The organism is Kitasatospora sp. NPDC050543 (assembly GCF_044457565.1).
Lineage (GTDB): Bacteria > Actinomycetota > Actinomycetes > Streptomycetales > Streptomycetaceae > Kitasatospora.
The window spans coordinates 81,935-107,955 of record NZ_JBITGZ010000021.1 but is presented as its reverse complement, the minus strand read 5'-3'; the positions used below and the strand labels follow the sequence as shown (position 1 = coordinate 107,955).

The following is a 26,021-nucleotide window of genomic DNA, read 5'->3' as shown; positions in this document are numbered from 1 at the left end:
CCGCGCGGGTGCCGGCTGGCGCCCACATCGAGAGAAGGAGGTGTGCTCAATGTCGTGGAGATCCCTGCCGGGTCTGGTCGCCGACCGGGCGAGAAGCCGTCCGCAGGCGCCGGCCCTGCTCTGGCATGCGGAGCAGATCAGCTACGAGCAGCTGTACGGTCTCGCCGGGACGGCCGCGCGGCGGCTGGCCGGCCTCGGGTTGCCGGCCGGCGAGCCGGTCGCGATGGTGGCCAAGAAGTCGCCGGAGGCCGTCGCCGTGCTGCTGGCCTGTCTGCTCCTCGGGCGGCCCGTCCTGGTGCCCTCGGCCGAGCTCGGGCCGCAGACCCTGGCGGAGCTGCTGGAGCGCTCCGGCGCCCACCGGCTGCCTGCGCCCGAGGACCTGACCGCGCCCGAGGAGGCGGCCTCGCCCGGAGAACTCGCCTCGGGGCAGGGCGGGTTCCTCCCGGAGGCCGATGCCGAGCCGGACGACGTCGCCCTGCTGCTGACCACCTCCGGGTCCACCGGCCTGCCCAAGGTCGTCCCGCTGTCCACCGGCGCGATCACCCGCTTCGCCGACTGGGCCGCCGGGCAGTTCGACATCGGCCCGGACAGCACCGTCCTCAACTACGCACCGCTCAACTTCGACCTCAGCCTGCTGGACGTCTGGACCACGCTCAGTCGCGGGGGCTGCGCCGTGCTCGTCGACCAGGAGCACGCCGGCAATCCGGCACACCTGTCCGCGCTGCTGCGGGCCCGCCCGGCGCAGCTCGTCCAGGGCGTCCCGATGCTCTACCGCCTGCTGGAGCAGGCCGGCGAGGAGCTCGGGCCGTCGCTGGAAGCCGTCCGGCACGCGATCCTCACCGGGGACGCCGTCACCGAGAGGGTGTTCACCCCGCTGCCCGCCCTGCTGCCCAAGGCGGTCTTCCACAACGTGTACGGCTGCACCGAGACCAACGACAGCTTCATCCACCCGATCGACCCGATCGACCCGATGCCGTACGGCGCGGTGCCGATCGGGCGGCCGATCGACGGCGTCAAGGCGCTCGTACTGGACGAGGACGGCGGCGAGCTGACCGGCCCCGGCCGCGGCGAACTCGTCGTCTCCACTCCCTTCCAGAGCACGGGGTACCTGGACGCCCAGCTGGACCTGGGCGTGTTCACCGAACGGGCGGACGGCCGCTACTACCGCACCGGTGACCTGGTGCGGCGCCACCCCGACGGCGTGCTGACCCTGGAGGGCCGACGTGACTTCATGGTGAAGGTGCGCGGCGTGCGGGTCAACACCGCCGAGGTGGAGGCGGCGCTGCGCAGCCACCCCGAGGTGGCCGAGGCGGCCGTCCTCACCACCGCCGACGAGGTCGCGGGCAGCAGGCTGCACGCCGTCGTCCAGCGGGCGCCCGGTGCCACCGTCAACAGTCTGGCGATCCGTCAGCACCTGATCGGGCTGCTGCCCAGGGTGGCCATCCCGACCACGGTCGAGCTGGTGGACACCGCCCTGCCCCGGACCAGTACCGGGAAGCTCGACCGCAAGGCCGTACAGCACGCGTCCCGGCATGCGCGGCCGCACCCCACGACCACCACCTCCGGAGGCTGACATGGCGCGCACCGACGACATCAAGAAGTACCTGATCGAGCAGTTCCTGCTGGACGTCACCGTCGAGGAGCTGGCCGACGACTTCGACCTGCTGGCCAGCGGCGTGGTCGACAGCCTGGGGCTGCTCACCCTGGTCGGCTGGCTGGAGAACACCTACCGGCTGGACATCGACGCGCTGGAGATCGCGCCGGAGAACTTCCGCACGGTCGGCGCCGTCGACGCCTTCCTGGACCAGGCCGAGGCGCTCACGAGCGGGGCGAAGTAGCCGTGCCCGAGCTGTTGCAGAGCCTGGTCCGCCGGGACGGCCCGGTGGAGCGGGCCGCCTGGGCCGACTTCTGGGAGCGGCTGCACGAGCGCCGGCTGCGCAGCGGCGAGGGCCTGGCCGTGCTGGCCGCGGCCTCCGGGTGGACCTCGGACGCGCCGACGATGGAGAGCTTCCTCGGTTCGCTGGCCGACCGCGCCCGGCCGCTGCCCGCGCGCTGGCCCGGCACGGTGAACGTGGTCGGCACCGGCGGCGGGCCGGCCACCTTCAACCTGAGCACCGCCGCCGCCCTGGTGGCCGCCGCCACCGGCGTGCGGATCGTCAAGACCGGCTCCCGCGGCTACACCAGCCGCTACGGTTCGATCGACATCCTGGACCGCCTCGGCATCCCCACCGCAACCTCGTACGCGCAGTGCGAGGACCTGCTGGAGCAGTACAACGTGGCGTTCGCCGGCGGCTTCGTCTACCCGGTCGAGCTGACCGAACTGGCTCGCGCCGTGGTGCCGTTCGGGTTCAAGCAGGTGGGGCGGTTCGTCAACCTGCTCGGGCCGTTCCTGGCCGCCGTCCCGGTCGGGGCGCAGCTGACCGGGGTGTCCGACCCCGAGCTGTGGCCGGCCTTCGGCGAGCTGGCGCGCGAGCGCGGGATCTGGCTGGTGCGCAACGAGCTGAGGATCGACGAGCTGGTCGCCTTCACCGGCAACACCGTCCTGGCGGGGGGCACGTCGTTCACCGTCGGGCCGGCCAGGGTCGGCCTGCCGGCCGAGGGGACGCCGGACGACCTGCGGCCGGCGGGGGAGGGCGAGTCGCCCACCGAGCACCTGCTCGCCCTGCTGCGCGGGGACGGCCCACGGGCCGCCGTGCGGAGCATCTGCCTGAACGCGGCCGCCGCGGCCGTCGCCTCCGGTCTGCGGACCGACTGGGCGCAGGCGTACGCGGTGGCGGAGCAGGCGGTGCGCGGCGGTGCGGCGCTGGAGCTGGTGGAGCGGCTGCGCCGGCCCCGTACGGGGGCGGTGGGCGCGGGTGTCTGAGCCACAGCTCGCCGAGTCACGCGTTGCCGGGTCGCAGATCGCCGAGTCGCGCGTCGCCGAGCCGGTGGCCGGAACCCGGGCCTCCGGGTTCTTCGCCGGGCGCGGGCCGGCCGATCCGGGGCTGGCGCTCTTCCTGAACGCCGGGGATCCCGGGCTGGACCGGCTCGCCGAGCTGGTGCACCTGCTCGACGCCGAGCGGGTGGACTGCCTGGAGCTCGCCGTGCCCTTCCCCGACTCGGTCACCGACGGCCCGGTGATCCGCCGTTCGGCCGACCGCGCCCTGGCGGCCGGGGTGGACCTGGACGCCGTGCTCGGCTTCGTCGACCGGGTCCGCCCGGGCCTGCGGCACACCCGGATCGCGCTGCTCGCCGACTGGTCGCACTCGGTGCGCGCGGTCGGGCTGGAGGAGTTCCTGCGCCGCGCCCGCGGCGCCGGGGCGGACGCCACCCTGCTGCACGGCCTGCCGCCGCTGGCCCGGCGGCGGTACCTGGCGGCCGCCGCGCGGATCGGGCAGCCGGTCGTGACCACGTGCTACCCGGGCTCCGACCCCGAAGTCCTGGCGGAGAGCGCCGAGTTCGCCTCGGCGTACCTCTACCTGGTCGCGCACTACGGGCGCTCGGGCACGGCCCCCGCGCCGGACCGGGCCGAGCTCGCCCCCGTCATCGCACGGCTGCGGGCGCTCACGGCGGCCCCGCTGGCGGTCGGCTTCGGGGTGCGCACCGCGGCGGACGTCGCGGCGATGGGCGGCATCGGGGCAGATGCCGCGATCGTCGGCAGCGCCCTGGTGGCCGAGGTGGAGCGGGCGGCGGCCGACGGCGCCGATCTGGGAGAGCGCTTCACCGGCTTCGTCGCCGGGCTGCGGCCGCCGGCGCGAGGCGTGCGCACCGGCACCACCTGAGCGGTCCGGCCCGCACCTGAACGCCGGGCACCTGAACGCCGGGCCCCGCGCCCGGGCGGACCTTCCCGCACCTGAGCGAACCGACCCGCACCTTCGAGAACCGACCCGCACCTTCGAGAACCGATCACACCTGAGAGAACGGAGAACGCGATGCTCGTCCGCAAGCTTGATGAGGTGAAGACGGTCGAGTGGGGGAACGGCGTGAGCCGCCGCTTCCTCCTCGAGTCCGACCGGATGGGGTACTCGGTCACCGACACGGTGGTCAAGGCCGGTACCAAGTCGCTGCTGGAGTACAAGCGTCACCTGGAGTCCTGCTACTGCATCTCGGGCCGCGGCGAGGTGGTCGACATGGAGGGCAACAGCCATGTCATCGAGCCCGGCACGCTCTACGCGCTCGACCAGCACGACGCGCACTGGCTGATCGCCTGGCCGGAGGAGGACCTGCGGCTGGTCTGCATGTTCACCCCGGCGCTCAAGGGCGACGAGGTGCACTCGCTGGACGGCGAGGCCTCCTCGCACTACTGAGTGCCGCCCGCCACCACCGGTCCGAGCCCCACCAGCCACCAGGGATGACGTGATGATCGATTGGTCCGCCGACCAGCGCGAGCTGCGTGACGGCCTGGCCCCATGGTTCGAGAAGTTCGGCGACGAGCACCTCGCTCACGACAAGGCCGCACGGTTCCCCCGCGGCCCGTGGCAGGCGGTCGGCGAGTCCGGCCTGCTCGGGCTGCCGTTCGACCCGGAGTACGGCGGGCTCGGCCAGGACCTGCTGACCACCATGTACGTGCTGGAGGGGCTCGGCCAGGGCTGCCGCAACGGCGGCCTGAACTTCTCGGTCACCACCAGCATGGTCAGCGTCGGGGTGCCGCTGCACCGCTTCGGCTCCGCGGCCCTCAAGGCCGCCCACCTGCCGGGCATCGCGGCCGGCAGCGTGATCGGCGCCCATGCGATCAGTGAACCGGGCGGCGGCTCCGACGCGCTGGCGATGCGCACCTCCGCCGTGCCGGACGGCGACCACTTCGTGCTCAACGGCAGCAAAACCTTCGTGAGCAACGGGCCGGTCGCCGACCTGATCGCGGTCTATGCCAAGACCGACCCGACCGCCGGCCCGCTGGGGGTGACCACCTTCCTGGTGGAGCGCGACACCCCGGGGCTGGCCGTCGGCAACCCGATCGAGAAGATGGGCCTGAAGGCCTCCCCGATGGCCGAGCTGTTCTTCGACGACTGCCGGGTGCCGAAGGCCAACGTGGTCGGCCGGGTCGGCACCGGCTTCCTGGTCCTCGACCATGTGATGAAGTGGGAGATCCTCTGCTCCTTCGCCGTCACGGTGGGGGAGATGCAGCGCCGGCTGGAGGGCTGCATCGCGTACGCCAAGGAGCGGACCGCCTTCGGGAAGCCGATCGGCTCCTACCAGGCGGTGTCCGGCAAGGTCGTCGAGATGAAGATCGGCGTCGAGACCTCGCGCAAGTGGCTCTACGACACGGCGGCGCGGCTGACGGCCGGGCAGAACGTCACCGTCGACCTGGCCGCCGCGAAGCTGGTGGTCAGTGAGGCCAACCTCGCCTCCGCCCTGCACGCCGTCCAGATCTTCGGCGGCAACGGCTACATGGCGGAGTACGGCGTCGAGCAGGAGCTGCGCAACGCCGTCGCCGGGACGATCTACTCCGGTACCTCCGAGGTCCAGCGGGTGCGGATCGCCACCATGCTCGGCCTGTGAACCGGCGCTCCCTCACCTTCAGTTACGGAGTCCTGATGTCCACCGCTGTGGAACCCTTCCTCGCCGCAACCGAGTTCATCGACCACACCTCGCCCGAGGTGGCCGCCTTCGTCGCCGGCGTGCTCCCCGACGGGGGCCGCGACGACCGGGACCGCGCCGTGCGGCTGTACTACGCCGTCCGGGACCGGATCGGCTACGAGATCTACGGCGCCGACTTCTCCCGCAGCGGTCTGACGGCGGGTCAGACCGCCCTGCGGGGAAAGGGGCTGTGCATCCACAAGTCCCTGCTGTACATCGCCGCACTGCGCTCGCTCGGCATTCCGGGCCGGCTGGTGCTCACCGACGTGCGCAACCACCTGGCGTCCGAGCGGATCCGCGAGTTCATCGGCGGGGACGTCTTCCACTACCACGCCTTGACCTCGGTCCGGCTGGACGGCGGCTGGGTGCGGGCCACACCCGTCTTCAACAAGCTGCTCTGCCGCCTGTACGGGATGAAGCCGCTGGACTTCGACGGCACCGCCGACAGCGTCCACCACCCGTACGGCGAGGACGGCCGCGCGCAGATGGAATTCCTGTACGAGCACGGCGAGTTCGACGACCTGCCGTACGAGCTGGTGCTCGACGGGATGCGCCGTGAGCACCCGGGCATCTTCGTCGGCCCCGAGCGGGAGCGCTTCGCCGCGGGCTCCCTGGTGGCCGACGCGGCCGCCCGCAGCACCTCCTGACCAGCCCATCAGCCTCCCGACCCTCCCGACTCGGAGACCTCATCGTGGACACCGTCAAGTACCAGCTCGCCGACTCCCAGATCCCGACCTCCTGGTACAACCTGGCCGCCGACCTGCCCGTCCTGGCCCCCGCCCTGCACCCGGGGACGGGACAGCCGGCCACGGTCGGCGACCTGGTCGGCATCATGCCCAAGGAGCTCGCGGAGCAGGAGCTCACCCGGGAGCGGGAGATCGAGATCCCGTCCGTGGTCCGCCAGATCTACGCCCAGTGGCGGCCGGCGCCGCTGTTCCGGGCCCGGCGGCTGGAGCAGGCCCTCGGCACCCCGGCCCGGATCTACTACAAGTACGAGGGCGGCAGCCCGGCCGGCAGTCACAAGCCCAACACCGCCATCGCGCAGGCCTTCTACAACCGCGAGGCGGGCATCCGCAGACTCGCCACCGAGACCGGTGCGGGCCAGTGGGGCTCCTCGCTCTCGCTCGCCGGGGCCTTCTTCGGCATCGAGGTCAAGGTCTTCATGGTGAAGGTCAGCTACCACCAGAAGCCCTACCGCCGGGCCCTGATGCACACCTACGGTGCGACCTGCGTGCCCAGCCCCTCCACCGAGACCGCCGCCGGGCGCGGCATCCTCGCCGAGGACCCGGACTGCCCCGGCAGCCTCGGCATCGCCACCTCGGAGGCGATCGAGGTCGCCATGAACGACCCGTTCACCAACTACGCGGGCGGCAGCGTGCTCAACCACGTGGCCCTGCACCAGACGGTGATCGGCAAGGAGGCGCTGCTCCAGCTGGAGATGGCCGACGACTACCCCGACATCGTCATCGGCGCGGCGGGCGGCGGCAGCAACCTGGCCGGCCTGGCCTTCCCCTTCCTCGGCGAGCAGCTGCGCGGCGGCCGCCGGGTCCGCGTGATCGCCGCCGAGCCCGAGGCCTGCCCGACCCTGACGCAGGGCCGGATCGCCTACGACTTCGGTGACACCACCGGCCTGACCCCGCTGCTGAAGATGCACACGCTGGGCGCCACCTTCGTCCCGCCGGCCATCCACGCGGGCGGCCTGCGCTACCACGGCATCGCGCCGCTGGTCAGCCAGGCGCTCCAGGACGGCCTGCTGGAGGCCCGGGCCGTGCCGCAGACCCGCTGCTTCGAGGCGGGCCTGACCTTCGCCCGGACCGAGGGCATCGTCCCGGCGCCGGAGTCCACCCACGCCATCCGGGTGGCGATCGACGAGGCGCTGCGGCTGAAGGAGGAGGGCCGCTCGGAGGCCATCCTGTTCGGTCTCTCCGGCCACGGCCACTTCGACCTCTCCGCGTACGAGAAGTACCTGGGCGGCGAGCTGGTGGACGACGGCTACGACCGGGAGCTGGTGCAGCGCTCGCTGGCCAAGCTGCCCACCCAGTACGACGCGCCCGAGGGCACGGCCTCGGCCTCCACGACGGCAAGGGGCTGAGGAGGCCGTGCGGCTGAAGGTGTGCGGGGCGAGGGGCGAGGGTCAGCTGAGGCTGCTCGCCGGGGCCCCGGTCGATCTGGTGGGCCTGTGGTACGGCGTGCCCGGCGGGCCCGCCGACCTGACACTCCCGGCCCTGGGCCGGCTGGCCGGCGCCGCCCGGGCGCTCGGCGGCCCCGAGCCGGTCCTGGTCACCCTGCTCGCCGACCCGGACGCGCTGCGCGAGGCGGTCGACGCCTCGGGCATCGCCCGGGTCCAGCTGCACGGCTACGCCACGCCCGCCCAGGTCCGGGCGGTGCGGGCGGCGCTGCCCCGGGTCGAGCTGATCAAGGTGCTGCACGTGCGGCGGGGCGCGGTGGTGGAGGCCCCGCTGATCGGGGCGTACGAGCAGGCGGGCGTGGACGTCTTCCTGTTCGACTCCGTCGCCGAGGACGGCCGGATCGGCAGCACCGGGCAGCCGCTGGACGCCTCGGCGGTCACCGCGGTGCTGGGCCGGCTCACCCGGCCGTTCATGCTGGCCGGGGGCGTGGACGCGGCGAGCGCCGCCGCCCACCGGGAGGCCGTACGCCACCCCGGGTTCCTCGGCATCGACGTGGACAGCGGGGCGCGCGGGCCGGACGGCTCGTTCGAGCAGGCCCTGGTCCGGGGCATCCGGGCGGCCTGGGAGCCCGGCGCGGCCGAGCCGGCCGGGCCCCCCGGGCCGGGCGGGAGCCTGGCCGCGGCGCTGCTCACCGCCCGGCTGCCGGTGATCATGGAGCTCAAGGCGCGCGGCGCGCACGGCGACGACCTCTTCCGGGGCCGCCCGGTGGGCGAACTGGTCGCCGAGTACGAGCGGTTGGGCGCACCGGCGCTCTCGGTGGTCACCGGCTCCTGGTTCGGCGGCAGCCGCGCGCTGCTGGACGAGGTGGTGGCCGCCACCGAACTGCCCGTTCTGGTCAAGGACTTCTTCACCAGGGAGAAGCAGCTGGCCGAGCTGCGCGCGGCCGGCGCGGCCGCCGTCCTGCTCACGGCGACGGTGCTGCCGCGCAGCGTGCTGCCGAAGCTGATCGAGGCCGCGCTCGGGCTCGGTCTCACCCCGTTCGTCGAGGTGACCGACGCCGAGGAGCTGGCGGCGGTGGTGCACGGGGAGTCCTGCGTCATCGCGGTCAACAACAAGGACATCCGCCGCCGCGAGCAGGACGCCCCCGACCTCGGCCGCAGCCTGCGGCTGCTGCCGGAGGTCCTCGCCACCGGCACCCGGGTGCCGGTCAGCGCCAGCGGGATCGAGACCCCGCAGCAGGCCGCCGACCTGCTCGCGGCCGGCTACCGCGGCCTGCTGATCGGCACCGGCCTGCTCCGCTCGGCCGACCTCGACAGCTGGTTCCGCACCCTCGGCCGGACCTTGGTGCCGGCCCGATGAACCACGGCGCGAAGGAGAAGCGGATGTCCGCAGGGGCGGAGACGGCGCGGGGTGCGGGGCAGGCCACCGGTGCGGACACCGTACGGGGGGCGCGGCAGGAGCCCGTCCCGACGGGTACGGGCGTGAGCGCGGGCGCGCACCCCGCGCTGTCGCTGCGCGCCGCGCTGGCGCGGCTGCGCGAGACCACCCCCGGCGCGGTGCTCACCCGCCCCGACCCCCTCGCACCCGAGGCGGTCGCCGGCGACTTCGCCGAGCGCTACGCGGGCGTACCCGCGGTCGGTGTGGCCCGGCCCGAACCTGCCGTCCTGTACACCGGCGTGGCCGGCCACCGTACGCCCGTCCTGCTCGGCCTGTACGGCGACGACGAGCGGCTGTACGACTGGCTGCCCGGACTGCCCTGGGCCCTCACCCCGGCCGCGGTGGCCGCGCTGGTGCGCGCGGCCAGGGCGCCGGTCCAGGTCACCGGGGCGCCCGTCCAGCAGCTCACCGCCGAGGGCGCCGAGGTGGATCTGCGCCGCCTGCCGGTGCTCACCACCACCCCGCGCGACGCCGGGCCGTACCTGACGGCGGCCCTGATCCACGCGCAGGACCCGGTCACCGGCGAGAGCAGTCTCTCCGCCCACCGGATGCTGGTCCTGGACCGCGACCGGCTGGCCGTCTGGATCGTGCCCGGCCGCCAGCTCGGCCTGCTGTACGAGCGGGCGCTGGAGCGCGGCGGCCGGCTGGCCGTCACGGTGAGCATCGGGGTGCCGCCGGCCGCGCTGGTGGCCTCGGCCGTCAACAGCAGGTTCCTGCCCGCCGGGCTCTCCAAGCTCGCCCTCGCCGGTGCGCTGGCCGGCCGGCCGCTGACCCTGGCGGCCGGGCGGACCCAGCCCGCCAGCGGCCTGGCCGAGGCCGAGATCGTGCTGGAGGGCCACCTGGACGGCACGCTCGCCGACGAGGCGTTGGGCGGGGCCGAACCCGGGCTCTCCCTACCGGAGTTCCTCGGCTACGACGGCCGGGCCAGGGCCGGGCTGCCGGTGCTCACCGTCACCGCCGTCACCACCCGGCGCGATCCGCTCTACCAGGCCGTCATCGGCCCCGGCCGGGAGCAGTCCCACCTGCTCGGCGCCGCCGGGGCGCTCTCGGTCGCCCTGTCGCTGCCGCAGACGCCCGCCCTCGCCGTTCAGGACCTGCACCTCTCCCCGGCCGGCGGCGGCATGCTGCTGCTCGCGGTGGCGGTGCGCAAGGAACGCCCGGAGGCGGACCGGCAGTTGAACGCCCTGGCCGAGGACATCCTGACCCGGCACCCGTTCGTCAAGACCGTCGTCCTCACCGACGAGGACGTCGCGATCCGCTGCGCCGAGGACCTCCTCTGGGCGCTCACCACCCGCTCCAACCTCGCCGCCGACACGACCGAGTGGACGCGGCTGCCGCCGGTGCCGATGGACCCGTCCCAGACGCCCGAGTGGGCCCTGGCCCGCGGCCACCGCGGCGGGATTCCCGGCCGCACGGCCATCGACGCCACCACACCGTTCGCGCTGCGCGCGCGCACCGCCCGCAGCTTCGGCCCGGGCACCACCTGACGGCTGCGCCCGCGCTCCCGCCGCGCACCGGACCTTCTGCGAGCACCGAGCCATTTCGAGGGGACACCATGACTGGGTACGGCACCGGCCACGAGCCGACGACGAGCGGGGACGAGGCTCGGCGCCGGAGCGTTCCGGCCCACTGGAACGACACCGCGCGGGAGCTGCCCGGCCCGGAGGCGACCCTGCCGGCCCTGATCGCCGCCCAGGCCGCCCGCACCCCGGAGCACCCCGCGCTGGTCTTCGGGGCCACCACCCTCAGCTACGCCGAACTCGACGCCCGCGCGGCGGACCTGGCGGCCCTGCTGGCGGAGCGCGAGGTCGGGCCCGGCCGGATCGTGGCACTGACCGTACCGCGCTCGTTGGAGCTGGTCGTCGCGCTGCTCGCCGTGCTCAGGACGGGCGCCGCGTACCTGCCGGTGGACCCGGACTACCCTGCCGACCGGATCGACTACCTGCTCGGGGACGCCGCGCCCGCCCTGCTGCTGACCCACAGCGCGGTCGGCCGGCCGGCCCGGGAGACGATCCCGGTGCTGGTGCTCGACCAGCTGCCCGAGCGCCCGGCCGGGCTCCGGCGGGAGCCGGAGCCGCTGCCCGGGCCCGCCGCCGCCGACGCGGCCTACGTGATCTACACCTCCGGCTCCACCGGCCGCCCCAAGGGCGTGGTCGTCCCGCACGCCGGCATCGTCAACCGCCTGCACTGGATGCAGGCCGAGTACGGCCTGACCGGCACGGACCGGGTGCTCCAGAAGACGCCGTCCGGCTTCGACGTGTCGGTCTGGGAGTTCTTCTGGCCGCTGATCACCGGCGCCACCCTGGTGGTGGCCCGCCCCGAGGGGCACCGCGACCCGGCATACCTGGCCGAGCTGATCCGGGCCGAGCGGATCACCACCGCGCACTTCGTCCCCTCGATGCTCCAGGCCTTCGTCGACGAGCCCGCCGCGGCCGGCTGCACCGGGTTGCGCCGGGTGATCTGCAGCGGTGAGGCGCTCCCGATCGAACTCGCCGGCAGGTTCCGCGAGTTGCTGCCGGACGTGCCGCTGCACAACCTCTACGGCCCCACCGAGGCCTCGGTGGACGTCACGTACTGGCAGTGCGTTCCCGAGCCCGGCGCCCGCTCCGTCCCGATCGGCCGGCCCGTCTGGAACACCCGCACGCACGTCCTGGACGCCGGATTGCGGCCGGTGGCCGTCGGCGAGGAGGGCGAGCTCTACCTCTCCGGCGTGCAGCTGGCACGCGGCTACCTGGGCCGCCCGGGGCTGACCGCCGAGCGCTTCGTCGCCGACCCGTACGGCCCGCCCGGCACCCGGATGTACCGCACCGGGGACCTCGCGAGGTGGCGGGCGGACGGCGTGCTGGAGTACGCCGGGCGCGCCGACCACCAGGTGAAGATCCGCGGCCTGCGGATCGAGCTCGGCGAGATCGAGGCCGCCCTGGACGCCCAGCCGGCCGTCGCGCAGTCGGCCGTACTGGCCCGCGAGGACCGGCCCGGCAGCAAGCAGCTGGTGGCCTACCTGGTGCCCGCCCCCGGCGCCGAGCCGGACCCGCACGCCCTCCGGGCGGCCGCCGCCGCGACGCTGCCCGAGTACATGGTCCCCGGCGCCTTCGTGGTGCTCGACGCCTTCCCGTTGACCCCCAACGGCAAGCTGGACCGCAAGGCGCTGCCAGCCCCCGACCTCGCCCCGCGGGGCGAGCGGACCGCACCGCGCACCGAGCGCGAGCGGGTGCTGCACGACCTGGTGGCCGAGCTGCTCGACCTGCCCGAACTCGGCGTCCACGACAGCTTCTTCGACCTGGGCGGCGACAGCATCCGCTCCATCCAGCTGGTCAGCCGGGCCCGCCGGGCCGGCCTCGCCCTCACCCAGCACGACGTCTTCACCCACCGGACCGTCGCCGCACTCGCCCTGGTGGCCGCCGAGTCGGGCACCGCCGCGCCCACCCTCGCCGCGCTGCCCGACCTCCGGCCGGCCACCCCGGACGCCGCGCACGGCGACGCCGTCGAGTACTGGCCGCTGACCGCGCTCCAGCAGGGCCTGCTGTTCCACGCCGAGCTGAACCGGGACGCCCTGGACGTCTACTCCGTCCAGCTGGTCCTGGACCTCGCGGCCGAACCCGAGGAGCTGCGCGCGGCCGTCGCCACGCTGCTGGAGCGCCACCCCAACCTGCGGTCCGGCTTCACCCAGGACGGCCGGGAGCAGCCCGTCCAGTTCGTCCCGGCGGCCGCCGAGCCCGAGTTCACCGTCGTGCGGTACGTGGGCCCGAACGCGCCCCGTAGGGCCGCCGAGCACTTCGACGCGCAGCGGCTGCGCCGGTTCGACCTGGCGGCCCCGCCACTGCTGCGGGTCACCGTCGCCGACCTGGGGCCGCTCGGCCGCCGGGCCGCGCTGACCTTCCATCACATCCTGCTGGACGGCTGGTCGCTGCCGCTGATCCTGGCGGAGCTGCGCGCCCTGCTCGCCGGCGCCGCGCCGCGCCCGGTCACCCCCTACCGGGACCACCTGGCACTGCTCGCCGGCCGCGACCGGCAGGCCTCGCTCGGCGCCTGGCAGCAGCTGCTCGACGGCCTGGAGGAGCCCACCCTGCTCGCCCCGGCCGGGCCGGCCGGCCCCGCCGACCGGCTGCCCGAGGACCACTGGGTGGAGCTGCCGCAGCCGCTCACCGCCCGCCTGGACGCCGCCCTGCGCGGACGCGGGCTGACCCTCAACACCGCCGTGCAGTCCGTCTGGGCCCTGCTGCTCGCCCGGCTGACCGGCCGCACCGACGTGGTCTTCGGCGCCACCGTCTCGGGCCGGCCGCCCGAGCTGCCCGGCATCGAGACCATGGTCGGCCTGTTCATCAACACCGTGCCGGTGCGCGTCGAGGTCGCCGAGTCCGAGTCGCTGGCCGGCCTGCTGGGCCGCGTCCAGGAGCAGCAGGCCGTGATGGCCGCGCACCAGTACACCGGCCTCGCCGACATCCAGCGCGCGGCCGGCCACGGCGAACTCTTCGACACCCTCACGGTGTTCGAGAGCTTCCCGGCCGACCTGGCCGGCGCCGACAGCCGCTACGCCGTCCACTACCCGCTGGCGCTGCTCGCCCACCCCGGTGAGCGGCTGCGGCTGCGGCTGAGCTACCACGCGGACCGCTTCACCCGCGCGCAGGCCGAGCGGCTCGGCGAGCGGGTCCTGCGGCTGCTCACCGCGCTGGCCGAGGACCTGGACCAGCAGGCCGGCCGGGTCGACCTGCTCTCCGCCGCCGAGCGCGAACAGCTGCTGGTCGGCTGGAACGACACCGACGCGCCCGCGGTGGAGCGCACCCTCCCGGACCTCTTCCAGGAGCAGGCCGCCCGGACCCCGGAGCGCATCGCGCTGATCGCCGGCGAGGAGCGGCTGACCTACGCCGAGCTGAACGCCCGGGCGAACCGGCTGGCCCACGAGCTGATCGCCCGCGGTGTGCGGCCCGAGCAGTTCGTCGCCCTCGCACTGCCCAGGGACGCCCGCGCCCTGGTCGCGCTGCTGGCCGTCCTCAAGGCCGGCGCCGGCTACCTGCCGGTGGACCCGGGCTACCCGGCCGAGCGGATCGCCTACCTGCTCCAGGACGCGGCGCCCGCCCTGACGCTGACCACCGCCGAGGTGTCCCTGCCGGACGTCCCGCGGCTGCTGCTCGACGACCCGGCGCTCGCTGCCGGCCGGCCCGACGGCGACCCGGAGGTCGCGCTGCTGCCGCAGCACCCCGCGTACGCCATCTACACCTCCGGCTCCACCGGCCGGCCCAAGGGCGTCGTGGTGCCGCACGCGGCGGTCGCCAACCTGGCGGCCTGGGCGCACCGCGAGTTCGGCGAGGAACGCCTCGCGCACGTGCTCTGCACCACCTCGCTCAACTTCGACGTCTCCGTCTTCGAGCTGTTCGGCCCGCTGCTCTGCGGCGGCACGGTCGAGCTGCTGCGGGACCTGCTGGCGCTCGCCGACCGGGACGGCGCGCCGGCCTCGCTGATCAGCGGCGTGCCCTCGGCGCTCGCCCAGCTGGTCGCCCAGGGCGACCTCAGGGCCACCGCCGCCACCGTGGTGCTGGCCGGCGAGGGGCTCTCCGGGCAGGCCGCCACCGAGATCCAGCAGGCCCTGGGCGCCGACCTGCTGGCCAACATCTACGGCCCCACCGAGACCACCGTGTACGCCACGGCCTGGTCCGCCGCGGGGCCCGTCCACAGCGCCCCGCCGATCGGCCGGCCGCTGCGCCGCACCCGGGCGTACGTCCTGGACGCCGCACTGCGCCCCGTCCCGGCCGGGGTCGCCGGCGAGCTGTACATCGCCGGATCGGGCCTGGCCCGGGGCTACCTGGGCCGCGCGGGCCTGACCGCCGAGCGCTTCGTCGCCGACCCGTACGGCCCGCCCGGCAGCCGGATGTACCGTACCGGGGACCTCGCCCGCTGGGGCTCCGGCGGCGTGATCGACTACCTCGGCCGGGTCGACCACCAGGTCAAGGTGCGCGGCTTCCGCGTCGAACTGGGCGAGATCGAGGCCGAGTTGGCCGCCGTCGACGGCGTGGCGCAGGCCGTGGCGGTGGTGCGCGAGGACCGCCCGGGGGACAGGCGCCTGGTCGGCTACGTGATCGGCGACGCCGAACCGGCGGCCGTGCGGCGGGCGCTCGCCGAGCGGCTGCCCGAGTATCTGGTGCCCTCCGCCGTCGTCGTACTGGAGGCCTTCCCGCTCAACGCCAACGGCAAGCTCGACCGCAAGGCGCTGCCCGCTCCCGCCTCGGGCGCCGGCGGTGGCGGACGGGCCGCCCGGGACGCCCGCGAGGAGCTGCTCTGCGCGCTGTTCGCCGAGGTCCTCGGCATCGAGCGAGCCGGCGTCCGGGACAACTTCTTCGAGCTGGGCGGCCACTCACTGCTGGCGACCCGCCTGGTCAGCCGGATCCGCTCCGCCTTCGGCGCCGAACTCGGTGTACGTGCCCTGTTCGACGCGCCCACCCCCGAGGCGCTCGCGCTGCGCCTGGACGGTGCCGCGGCCGCCCGCGCCGCACTGGGCCCGCTGCCCCGCCCGGAGCGCACGCCGCTGTCGCACGGGCAGCAGCGGCTCTGGTTCCTCGGCCGGATGGAGGAGAACCCGGCCACCCACCACATCCCGCTGGCTCTGCACCTGACCGGCCCGCTGGACGTACCCGCGCTGCGGGCGGCGCTGGCGGACCTGGCCGAGCGGCACGAGGTACTGCGGACGGTCTTCCCGACCGAGGCCGACCGGCCGTACCAGCTGGTGCTCGCCGGCGCCGCGCCGGAGCCCGAACTCGCCTCCGTGCCGGCAGAGCGGCTCGCGGCCGCGCTCACCGAGGCGGCCTCCCGGCCCTTCGACCTCGCCACCGAACCGCCGCTGCGCGCCCACCTGTTCGCGCTCGCCGCGCCGCAGTCCACCGCGGAGCGGCCCGCGCAGGCGCAGCCCGGGGACGAGTCCGAGCCGGAGCACGTGCTGCTGCTGGTGCTGCACCACATCGCCGCCGACGGCTGGTCGCTGGCGCCGCTGCAACGCGACCTCACCAGGGCGTACACCGCCCGGACCGCCGGGCAGGCCCCGCAGTGGGAGGAACTGCCGGTCCAGTACGCCGACTTCACGCTCTGGCAGCGTGACGTCCTCGGCGACGAGCACGCCGCGGACAGTCCGATCGCCCAGCAGCTGGCCTTCTGGCAGCAGGCCCTGGCCGGGCTGCCCGACCAGCTGGAGCTGCCCACCGACCGGCCGCGCCCGGCCCGGGCGAGCTACCGCGGTGAGACGCTCGCCTTCGAGCTCGACGCCGGGCTGCACCGGGGCCTGCTGGAGCTCGCCAGGGCCCAGCAGGGCACCCTGTTCATGGTGCTCCAGGCCGCACTGGCCACCCTGCTGACCCGCCTCGGCGCCGGCACCGACATCCCGATCGGCAGCCCGGTCGCCGGCCGCACCGACGAGGCGCTGGACGACCTGGTCGGCTTCTTCATCAACAACCTGGTGCTGCGCACCGACACCTCCGGCGACCCGGCGTTCACCGAGCTGCTGCGCCGCGTCCGGGACACCGACCTGGCCGCCTACGGCCACCAGGACGTGCCGTTCGAGCGGCTGGTCGAGGTGCTCAACCCGGACCGCTCGCTGGCCCGGCACCCGCTGTTCCAGATCTTCCTGGCCCTGCAGAACACCCCGGCCGCCGGCACCGAGCTGCCCGCCCTCACCGCGCGCCCGCTCCAGGTGGCCCTGGACGTCGCCAAGTTCGACCTCTCGCTGTACTGCGAGGAGCGCCCCGGCGGCGGCATCGCCATCGCCGCCGAGTACAGCACCGACCTCTACGACCGCGGCACCGTCCAGCTCCTGCTGGAGCGGCTGCGCCGGCTCCTGGAGGCGTTCGTCGCCGATCCCGAGCAGCGGATCGGCCGGGCCGCCCTGCTCTCCGAGGCCGAGTACGAGCTGCTGCTGCACGGCTGGAACGACACCGCCAGGCCGCTGCCGCAGCACTGCGTGACCGAGCTCTTCGAGGCCCGCGCCGCGGCCTCGCCGCAGGCGGTCGCGGTGCTGTCCGAGGCCGGCGAGCTCAGCTACCGCGACCTCGACGAGCGGGCCAACCGGCTCGCCCACCTGCTGATCGCCGAGGGCGTCCGGCCCGAGGACTTCGTCGCCGTCGCCCTGCCGCGCACCGCGGACCTGGTGGTCGCCCTGCTGGCGGTGCTCAAGACCGGCGCCGGCTACCTGCCGCTGGACCCGGACTACCCGGTCGAGCGGATCGACTACATGCTCCAGGACGCCGCCCCGGCCCTGGTGATCACCACCGCCGACCTGCCCACCGCCGGTGCGGTGCCCCGGCTGCTGCTGGAGGAGGACCGCCTGGCGGCGCAGCCGGCGGTCGCCCCCGGCGTCAAGGTGTCGCCGGCCACGCCCGCGTACGTCATCTACACCTCGGGATCCACCGGCCGGCCCAAGGGCGTCGTGGTGCCGCGCTCCGCCCTCGGCAACTTCCTCGCCGCGATGTGCGAGCAGTTCCCGATGACCGGCGCCGACCGGCTGCTGAGCGTCACCACCATCGCCTTCGACATCGCGGGCCTGGAGATGTACCTGCCGCTGCTCAGCGGGGCCGGCCTGGTTGTCGCGGCCAAGGAGACCGTCCAGGACCCGGCCGCCCTGGCCGCCCTGATCGCAGCCACCGGCACCACCGTCGTCCAGGCCACCCCCTCGCTGTGGCAGGCGCTGATCGCCACCCACCCGCAGGCACTGGCGGGGCTGCGCACGCTGGTCGGCGGGGAGGCCCTGCCGCCCGCGCTGGCCGCCCGGCTGCACGAGCTCTCCGCGCGGGCCACCAACATGTACGGCCCGACCGAGACCACCATCTGGTCGACCACCGCCGTTCTGGACGGCCGCCCCGGCGCACCGGGCATCGGCCGGCCGATGCACAACACCCGGATCCGGATCCTGGACGGCGGCCTCGCGCTGGTCGCCCCCGGCGTGGCCGGCGAGCTCTACATCGCCGGCGACGGCCTGGCCCGCGGCTACCTGGGCCGCCCGGGGCTGACGGCCGAGCGCTTCGTCGCCGACCCGTACGGCCCGGCCGGCGCCCGGATGTACCGTACGGGGGACCTCGCCCGCTGGGGCGCGGACGGCACGCTGGAGTACCTCGGCCGGGTCGACCACCAGGTCAAGCTGCGCGGGTTCCGGATCGAGCTCGGTGAGATCGAGGCCGTGCTCGCAGCCCGCCCCGGTGTCACCCAGGCCGCCGTGCTGGTCCGCGAGGACCGCCCGGGCGACAGGCGCCTGGTCGGCTACCTGGTGGGCGACGCCGAACCCGCGGCCGTGCGCCGCGCGCTGGCCGAGCGGCTGCCCGACTACATGGTGCCCGGGGCCCTCGTCGTCCTGGACCGGATGCCGCTGACCCCCAACGGCAAGCTGGACCGCAAGGCGCTGCCCGCTCCCGCGTACGAGGAGGAGCCGGGCGCCCGCCAGGGCCGGCCCGCGCGCACCGTCCAGGAGGAGCTGCTGGCCGAGCTCTTCGCCGAGATCCTCGGCCTGCCCACCGTCCCGGTGGAGGAGAGCTTCTTCGAGCTGGGCGGGCACTCGCTGCTCGCGATCCGGCTGCTCAGCCGCATCCGGTCGGTCTTCAACGCCGAGTTGAAGATCCGCCAGCTGTTCGAGGCCCCGACCGTCGCCGCGCTCGCCGAACGGCTGGCGGGCGCCGGCGGAGCCCGCCCGGCGCTGCGCCGCCACGAGGGCGCCGAGCGGCCCGAACGTCTGCCGCTGTCCTACCAGCAGAGCCGGCTCTGGTTCCTGAACCGCTTCGAGGGCGGTTCGGCGCTCTACAACATCCCGCTCGCTATCGAGCTGCGCGGCCGGCTGGACCGCTCGGCCCTCGCCGAGGCGCTCGCCGATCTGACGGAACGTCAGGACGCCCTGCGGACGGTGTTCGCGGAGCTGGACGGCGAGCCGTACCAGCTGGTCCTGGACGGCGAGCGGGCCCGCCCGGTGCTGCACGAGCAGCGCGTCGAGCGGGCCGGACTGGACGCCGCGCTGCGCCTGGCCTCCTCGGCCGGCTTCGACCTGGCCGAGGAACTCCCGCTGCGGGCCCACCTGTTCGAACTGTCCGAGGACGATCACGTGCTGCTGCTGGTGCTGCACCACATCGCCGCCGACGGCCCCTCCACCGGACCGCTCACCCGCGACCTCTCGCGGGCCTACGCCGCCCGCAGCGCCGGGGCCGCGCCGCAGTGGTCCGAACTCCCCGTCCGCTACGGCGACTACACGCTCTGGCAGCGCGAGGTGCTCGGCGCCGAGACGGACCGGGGCAGCCAGCTCGCCCAGCAGCTGGAGTTCTGGCGCACCACCCTGGCCGGCCTCCCGGACCAGCTCGACCTGCCCACCGACCGCCCCCGCCCCGCCGTCGCCGGCTACCTCGGCGCCGCCGTGCCGCTGGCGATCCCCGCCGGACTGCACCGGCGGCTCCAGGCGGTGGCCCGGGAGAGCGGCGCGACCGTCTACATGGCCCTGCAGGCGGCGCTGGCCGCCCTGCTCAGCCGCCTCGGCGCGGGCAGCGACATCCCGATCGGCAGCCCGATCGCCGCCCGCACCGACGAGGGCCTGGACCAGCTGGTCGGCTTCTTCGTCAACACCCTGGTGATGCGCACCGACACCTCCGGCGACCCCAGCTTCGCCGAACTCCTGGGCCGGGTGCGGGAGTACGACCTGGCCGCGTACGCCCACCCCGACCTGCCGTTCGAGCGGCTGGTCGAGCTGGTCAACCCGGCCCGCTCGCTCTCGCGCCACCCGCTGTTCCAGGTGATGCTGGCCTTCCAGGAGAGCCTGGACGCCGACCTCGACCTGCCGGGCCTGACCGCCACCACCTCGGTCGTCCCGCTCGGCCTGGCCAAGGTCGACCTCGCCCTGGACCTGGTCGAGCGCCGTGGCGCCGACGGCGGGCCCGGCGGCATCGAGGGCGTGATCGAGTACAGCCGCGACCTGTTCGACCACGGCACGGTCGAGCGCTTCGCCGGGTACCTCCTGAGGCTGCTGGAGAGCGCCCTCCAGGACCCGGGGCTGCCGCTCGCCAAGCTCGACCTCCTGCCGGGCCGGGAACGCGCCCAGCTGCTGGAGGACTGGAACGACACCGCCCACGAGGTGCCCGCGGCGACCCTGCCCGCGCTGTTCGAGGCCCAGGCCGCGCGCACCCCGGACGCCGATGCCGTCGTCTTCGGCGACACCGTCGTCTCCTACCGCGAGCTGAACGAGCGCGCCAACCGGCTCGCCCACCACCTGATCGCGCTGGGCGTGGGCCCCGAGCAGTTCGTCGCGCTCGCCGTGCCGCGCTCGGTCGACATGGTCGTCGGGCTGCTCGCGGTGGTCAAGGCCGGCGCCGCGTACCTGCCGATCGACCCCGGCTACCCCGCCGACCGGATCGCCTACATGCTGGCGGACGGCGCACCCGCGCTGGTGCTCACCACCACCGCCCTGGCCGGCCGCCTGGCGGGCGACGAACGCCCGCTCGTCCTGCTCGACGCCACCGGCGACCTCGACGGCCTGCCCGTCACCGACCCGGCCGACGCCGACCGCACGGCCCCGCTGACCCTCGCCCACCCCGGCTACGTCATCTACACCTCCGGTTCCACCGGGCGCCCCAAGGGCGTGGTGGTCTCGCACGCCGGCATCGCCTCGGTCGCGGGGACCCACATCGAGCGGCTCGGCCTGGACGGCACCAGCCGGTTCCTGCTGGTCGTCTCGATCAGCTTCGACGTCTCGATGGCCGACATCGCGATGACCCTCGCCTCGGGCGCCGCGCTGGTCCTCCCCGGCCCCGACCAGCAGGCCGTCGGCCGGGAACTGTACGACCTGATCGTCCGGCACCGGGTCACCCACACCGACCTGGTGGCGCCGATGCTGGCCTCGCTGCCGGACGGCGACCTGCCCACGCTGCGCGGCTTCGTGGTCGGCGGCGAGGCACTGCCCGCCGACCTGGTCGAGCGCTGGTCACCCGGCCGGCGGGTGATGCAGGTGTACGGCCCCACCGAGGCCACCGTGGTCGCGACCATGAGCGACCCGCTCTCGCCCGCGCCGCAGGCCCCGCCGATCGGCCGGCCGGTCTGGAACACCCGCACCCACGTCCTGGACGCGGGGTTGCAGCCCGCCCCCGTCGGTGTCCCCGGCGAGCTCTACATCGCCGGCGCCGGCTTGGCCCGCGGGTACTGGCAGCGCCCGGCCCTGACCGGCGAGCGCTTCGTCGCCGACCCGTACGGCCCGCCCGGCAGCCGGATGTACCGCACCGGCGACCTGGTCCGCCGTCGCGCCGACGGCAACCTGGAGTTCCTCGGCCGGGTCGACCACCAGGTCAAGGTACGCGGGTTCCGGATCGAGCTCGGCGAGGTCGAGACGGCGCTCGCCAAGCACCCCGGCGTGGGGGCCTGCGCGGTGGTGGTGCGCGAGGGCGCGGGCGGCGTCAACCGGCTGGTCGGCTACGCCGTCCCGGCCGACGCGTCGGACCGCGGCCCGGACCCCGCAGAGCTCAGGGCCTTCCTCGGCGCCCTCCTGCCCGACTACATGGTCCCCACCGTCGTCGTCGTGCTGGACGCGCTGCCGCTGACCCCCAGCGGCAAGCTCGACCGCAAGGCGCTGCCCGAACCCGACCTCGACCTCGTGGTCTCCTCGCGCGGCCCGCGCGACCCGCAGGAGGAGGTGCTCTGCCGTCTCTTCGCCGACGTCCTCGGCCTGGAGCGGATCGGCATCGACGACAGCTTCTTCGACCTCGGCGGCCACTCGCTGCTCGCCACCCGGCTGGTCGGCCGGATCCGCACCGCGATCGGCGTCGAGCTCGGCATCCGCGCCCTGTTCGAGGCCCCGACCGTGGCCCGGCTCGCCGAGCGCCTCGGCGCGGCCGGCGCGGCCCGCCCCGCGCTGACCGCCGCCGAGCGCCCCGCCGCCGTGCCGCTCTCCCACGCCCAGCGCCGCCTCTGGTTCCTCAACCGGATGGAGGGCCCCAACGCCACCTACAACATCCCGCTCTCCTTCCGCCTGCACGGCCCGCTCGACCAGCACGCGCTGCACGCCGCGCTGGCCGACCTCACCGAGCGGCACGAGAGCCTGCGCACCGTCTTCCCCGACCACGACGGCACGGCGCGCCAGCACGTGCTCGCACCGGCCGAGGCGCGGCCCGCGCTGGAACTGCTGCACACCACCGAGGCCGGACTCGCCGCCGCGGCCGCCGCGGCCGCCGCGCACGGCTTCGACCTGGCCGCCGAACTCCCGCTGCGGGCCACCCTGTTCATCCTCGGCGAGCAGGATCACGTACTGCTGCTCACCATGCACCACATCGCCACCGACGGCTGGTCGATGGCCCCGCTGACCCGCGACCTCGCCACCGCCTACGCGGCCAGGACGCGGGGCCGCGCGCCCGCCTTCGCGCCGCTGCCCGTGCAGTACGCCGACTACACCCTCTGGCAGCAGCGGGTCCTGGGCGCCGCCGACCGGCCGGGCAGCGTGCTCGCCGAGCAACTCACGTACTGGCGCCGGGCGCTGGACGGTCTGCCGGACCTGATCGCGCTGCCCACCGACCGGCCCCGGCCGGCCGTCGCCGGCCACCGCGGCGAGGGCCTGGACTTCCGGGTCGAAGCCGCGTTGCACGCCGCCCTGACCGACCTGGCCAGGCAGCAGCGGGCCAGCCTCTTCATGGTCCTCCAGGCCGGCCTGGCGGCCCTGTTCACCGCACTGGGGGCGGGCCCGGACATCCCGCTGGGCACACCCGTGGCCGGGCGCACCGACGAGGCGCTGGAGGAGCTGGTCGGCTTCTTCATCAACACCCTGGTCCTGCGTACCGACACCGCCGGCGACCCCACCTTCCGCGCGCTCCTGGAGCGGGTCAGGGAGGCGGACCTGGCCGCGTACGCCCACCAGGACCTGCCGTTCGAGCAGCTGGTCGAGGCGCTCAACCCGGCCCGCTCGCTGGCCCGGCACCCGCTGTTCCAGGTGCTGCTGACGGTACACACCGACGCCGAGCCCGGCCTCGACCTGCCGGGCCTGCGGACCTCGCCGTACGAGACCCGGCAGGCGGCCGCCAAGTTCGACCTGACGGCGCACTTCAGCGAGCGCCTGGACGAGGCGGGCCACCCGGCCGGCCTGGACGCCACCCTCAGGTTCAACACCGACCTGTACGACCGCGGCACCGTCGAGCAGCTGGTACGGCGCCTGCTGCGGCTGCTGACCCGGGCCGCCGCGGAGCCCGACCGGCCGATCGGCTCGCTGGAGATCCTCGAACCCGCCGAGCGCGAGCGCCTGCTGACCGAGTGGAGCGGCGCCGACCGGCCCGCCGTCGCCCCGTCGCCCCTCCTGCCGGTGCCCGAGCTGTTCCAGGCCCAGGTGGAGCGCACCCCCGACCGGCCGGCGCTGCGCGCGGACGGCCGGGAGCTCAGCTACGCCGAGCTCAACGCCCGGGCCAACCGGCTGGCCAGGCTGCTGGTCCAGCGCGGCGCCGGCCCCGAGCGGCTGGTCGCCCTCGCCCTGCCGCGCTCGGTGGACCAGGTGGTGGCGCTGCTGGCGGTGCTCAAGTCCGGCGCCGCGTACCTGCCGATCGACCCGGCGCACCCGGCCGAGCGGATCGCGTACACCCTCGCGGACGCCGCGCCGACCCTCCTGCTGACCACCCTGGACGCCGGCGCCGCCCTGCCGGCCGTCGACGGGCCCGAGGTCTGGGAGCTGGACCGGCCCGAGGTCACCGCGCTGCTCGCCGGGGAGCCCGACACCGACCTGGCCGACGCGGACCGGCTCGCCCGGCTCACCCCCGGTCACCCGGCGTACGTCATCTACACCTCCGGCTCCACCGGCCGGCCCAAGGGCGTCGTGGTCGAGCACCGCTCGGTCGCCGACTACCTCGGCTGGACGGCCGCCGACTACCCGAGCGCCCGCGGCGTCGCCCTGGTGCACTCACCGGTCTCCTTCGACCTGACCGTCACCGCGCTCTGGACCCCGCTGGTGGTGGGCGGCTGCGTCCACCTGGCGGCCCTGGACGAGGACCGGCCCACCAGGGACGCCCTCGCCGAGCACCCGGTGACCTTCCTCAAGGCCACCCCGAGCCACCTGCCGCTGCTCACCGCCCTGCCGCCCGAGTTCTCGCCCTCCGGCGAGCTGCTGCTCGGCGGAGAGGCGCTGACCGCCGGTGCGGTCGCCGAGTGGCGGCGCCGGCACCCGGACGTGGGCCTGGTCAACGTGTACGGGCCGACCGAGGCGACGGTCAACTGCACCGAGTACCGCATCCCGCCGGGCACGGAGCTGCCCGACGGGCCGGTGCCGATCGGCCGCCCGTTCGCGGGCACCCGGGCCTACGTGCTGGACGCGCACCTGCGGCCCACCCCGCCCGGCGTGCCCGGCGAGTTCTACATCGCCGGAGCCAGCCTGGCCCGCGGCTACCTCGGCCGCCCGGGGCTGACGGCCGAGCGCTTCGTCGCCGACCCGCACGGCCCGGCCGGCGCCCGGATGTACCGCACCGGCGACCTGGCGACCTGGCGCGCCGACGGCAACCTGGTCTACCTCGGCCGGGCCGACGACCAGGTGAAGCTGCGCGGCTTCCGGATCGAGCTCGGCGAGATCGAGACCGCCCTGACCGACCACCACCAGGTCCGGTCGAGCGCCGTGGTGGTCCGCGAGGACCAGCCCGGCGACCAGCGCCTGGTGGCCTACGTGGTCGGCGCCGACGGCCCGCCGGACACCGCCGCGCTGCGGGCCGCGCTGGAGCGGGCCCTGCCCGAGTACATGGTGCCGTCCGCCGTCGTCGCGCTCGACCGGCTGCCGCTCACACCCAACGGCAAGCTCGACCGCCGCGCCCTGCCCGCCCCGCAGGCCACGCCGCTGCCGGCCGGGCGGGAGCCGCGCACCGCACTGGAGAAGGAGCTGTGCGCCGCCTTCGCCGAGGCCCTCGGCCTGGAAACGGTCGGGATCGACGACAACTTCTTCGAGCTCGGCGGCCACTCACTGCTGGCGGCCAGGCTGCTCGGCCGGCTCCGGGCCGCCACCGGCGTGGAACTGGGCCTGCGGGCGCTGTTCGAGGCGCCCACGGTGGCCCGGCTGGCCGAACTCGCCACCGCCGGCGGGCCCCGGCAGGACGACTACGCCGTACTGCTCCCGCTGCGCGCCCGGCCGGCGGCCGGCGGCCCGGCGCCGCTGTTCTGTGTCCATCCGGCGGCCGGCATCGCCTGGGTGTACTCCGGGCTGCTGCGCGAACTGGAGCCGGACCGCCCGCTGTACGGGCTCCAGGCCCGCGCCCTGAGCGAGCCGGACGGCGCCCCGCAGTCGCTGGGCGAGATGGCCGGGGACTACCTGGCCCGGATCCGCGAGGTCCAGCCCGAGGGCCCGTACCACCTGCTGGGCTGGTCCTTCGGTGGCACGGTCGCGCACGAGATCGCCGTCCGGCTGCGTGAACAGGGCGAGCAGGTGGCCCTGCTGGCCCTGCTGGACAGCTACCCGCGGCAGGGCGCCCGGCCGGCGCTGACGGGTGATCAGCAGGCGCTGGCGGCACTCCTTGACTCGCTCGGCCATCCGGTGCAAGCTGACGCCGTTGAGGCGCTCACGCCAGAGAGCGCCCTGGGGCTGCTCAAGGCGCAGGACAGCCCGATCGCGGGGGCGAGCACGGAGCTCCTGCGGGCGATGGCCCGCGGGTTCGCCCAGCACCTCGAACTGGCCGGGGAGTTCACGCCGCGCCGGTTCGACGGGAGGCTGCTGTTCTTCACCGCCACGGCGGACAAGACGGCCGCCGACCCGACCGCCGCCCACTGGGCGGCCCACGTCGCCGAGATCGGCGACCACCCGGTGGACTGCGTCCACGGTGAGATGACCCGCCCCCGGCCGATCGCCGAGATCGGCGCGCGGCTCGCCGCCGAGCTCCGCCGGACCACGGCGAACTGACCCCGCATCCCGGCCGGGTCGGCCCGTCACGGACCGGCCCGGCACCCGCTCCCGAG

The 26,021-nt window shown here is 75.0% G+C and carries 11 protein-coding genes; all 11 read left to right on the top strand.

Features of this window, described 5'->3' with window-relative positions; all coding sequences use genetic code 11:
- The first annotated feature begins 49 nt into the window (after nt 1-49).
- The gene (locus tag ACIBH3_RS24370) at nt 50-1,573 is read left to right on the top strand and encodes an AMP-binding protein (RefSeq protein WP_396314179.1); all 1,524 of its coding nucleotides are present in this window, start codon (nt 50-52) and stop codon (nt 1,571-1,573) included.
- Between the two features lies 1 nt (nt 1,574).
- Nucleotides 1,575-1,838, top strand: a complete 264-nt coding sequence (locus ACIBH3_RS24365) for a phosphopantetheine-binding protein (RefSeq protein ID WP_396314178.1) — start codon at nt 1,575-1,577, stop codon at nt 1,836-1,838.
- A 2-nt stretch (nt 1,839-1,840) separates the two neighbouring features.
- Nucleotides 1,841-2,863, top strand: a complete 1,023-nt coding sequence (locus tag ACIBH3_RS24360) for a hypothetical protein (protein WP_396314177.1) — start codon at nt 1,841-1,843, stop codon at nt 2,861-2,863.
- Nucleotides 2,856-3,761 carry a tryptophan synthase subunit alpha gene (gene trpA / locus ACIBH3_RS24355; RefSeq protein ID WP_396314176.1) on the top strand — a complete coding sequence of 302 codons (906 nt, stop codon included), beginning with the start codon at nt 2,856-2,858 and terminating at the stop codon, nt 3,759-3,761. Before ACIBH3_RS24360 ends, trpA begins: the two co-directional genes overlap by 8 nt.
- Nucleotides 3,762-3,911: 150 nt before the next feature.
- Nucleotides 3,912-4,286 carry an ectoine synthase gene (locus tag ACIBH3_RS24350; RefSeq protein WP_396314175.1) on the top strand — a complete coding sequence of 125 codons (375 nt, stop codon included), beginning with the start codon at nt 3,912-3,914 and terminating at the stop codon, nt 4,284-4,286.
- Nucleotides 4,287-4,338: 52 nt separating this feature from the next.
- A complete protein-coding gene (locus ACIBH3_RS24345; protein WP_396314174.1) occupies nt 4,339-5,478 on the top strand; it encodes an acyl-CoA dehydrogenase family protein in 1,140 nt (379 codons plus the stop codon).
- A 35-nt stretch (nt 5,479-5,513) separates the two neighbouring features.
- The gene (locus tag ACIBH3_RS24340; RefSeq protein WP_396314173.1) at nt 5,514-6,203 is read left to right on the top strand and encodes a transglutaminase family protein; all 690 of its coding nucleotides are present in this window, start codon (nt 5,514-5,516) and stop codon (nt 6,201-6,203) included.
- A 41-nt stretch (nt 6,204-6,244) separates the two neighbouring features.
- Nucleotides 6,245-7,648 (top strand): TrpB-like pyridoxal phosphate-dependent enzyme, encoded by a 1,404-nt coding sequence (locus ACIBH3_RS24335; protein WP_396314201.1) that lies wholly within the window; start codon nt 6,245-6,247, stop codon nt 7,646-7,648.
- Between the two features lie 7 nt (nt 7,649-7,655).
- A complete protein-coding gene (locus ACIBH3_RS24330) occupies nt 7,656-9,044 on the top strand; it encodes a hypothetical protein (RefSeq protein ID WP_396314172.1) in 1,389 nt (462 codons plus the stop codon).
- A gap of 23 nt (nt 9,045-9,067) precedes the next feature.
- A complete protein-coding gene (locus ACIBH3_RS24325; protein ID WP_396314171.1) occupies nt 9,068-10,609 on the top strand; it encodes a UbiD family decarboxylase domain-containing protein in 1,542 nt (513 codons plus the stop codon).
- 68 nt (nt 10,610-10,677) lie between these two features.
- Entirely contained in the window at nt 10,678-25,965 is a 15,288-nt protein-coding gene (locus ACIBH3_RS24320; protein WP_396314170.1) for an amino acid adenylation domain-containing protein, read from the top strand.
- Nucleotides 25,966-26,021: the final 56 nt, after the last annotated feature.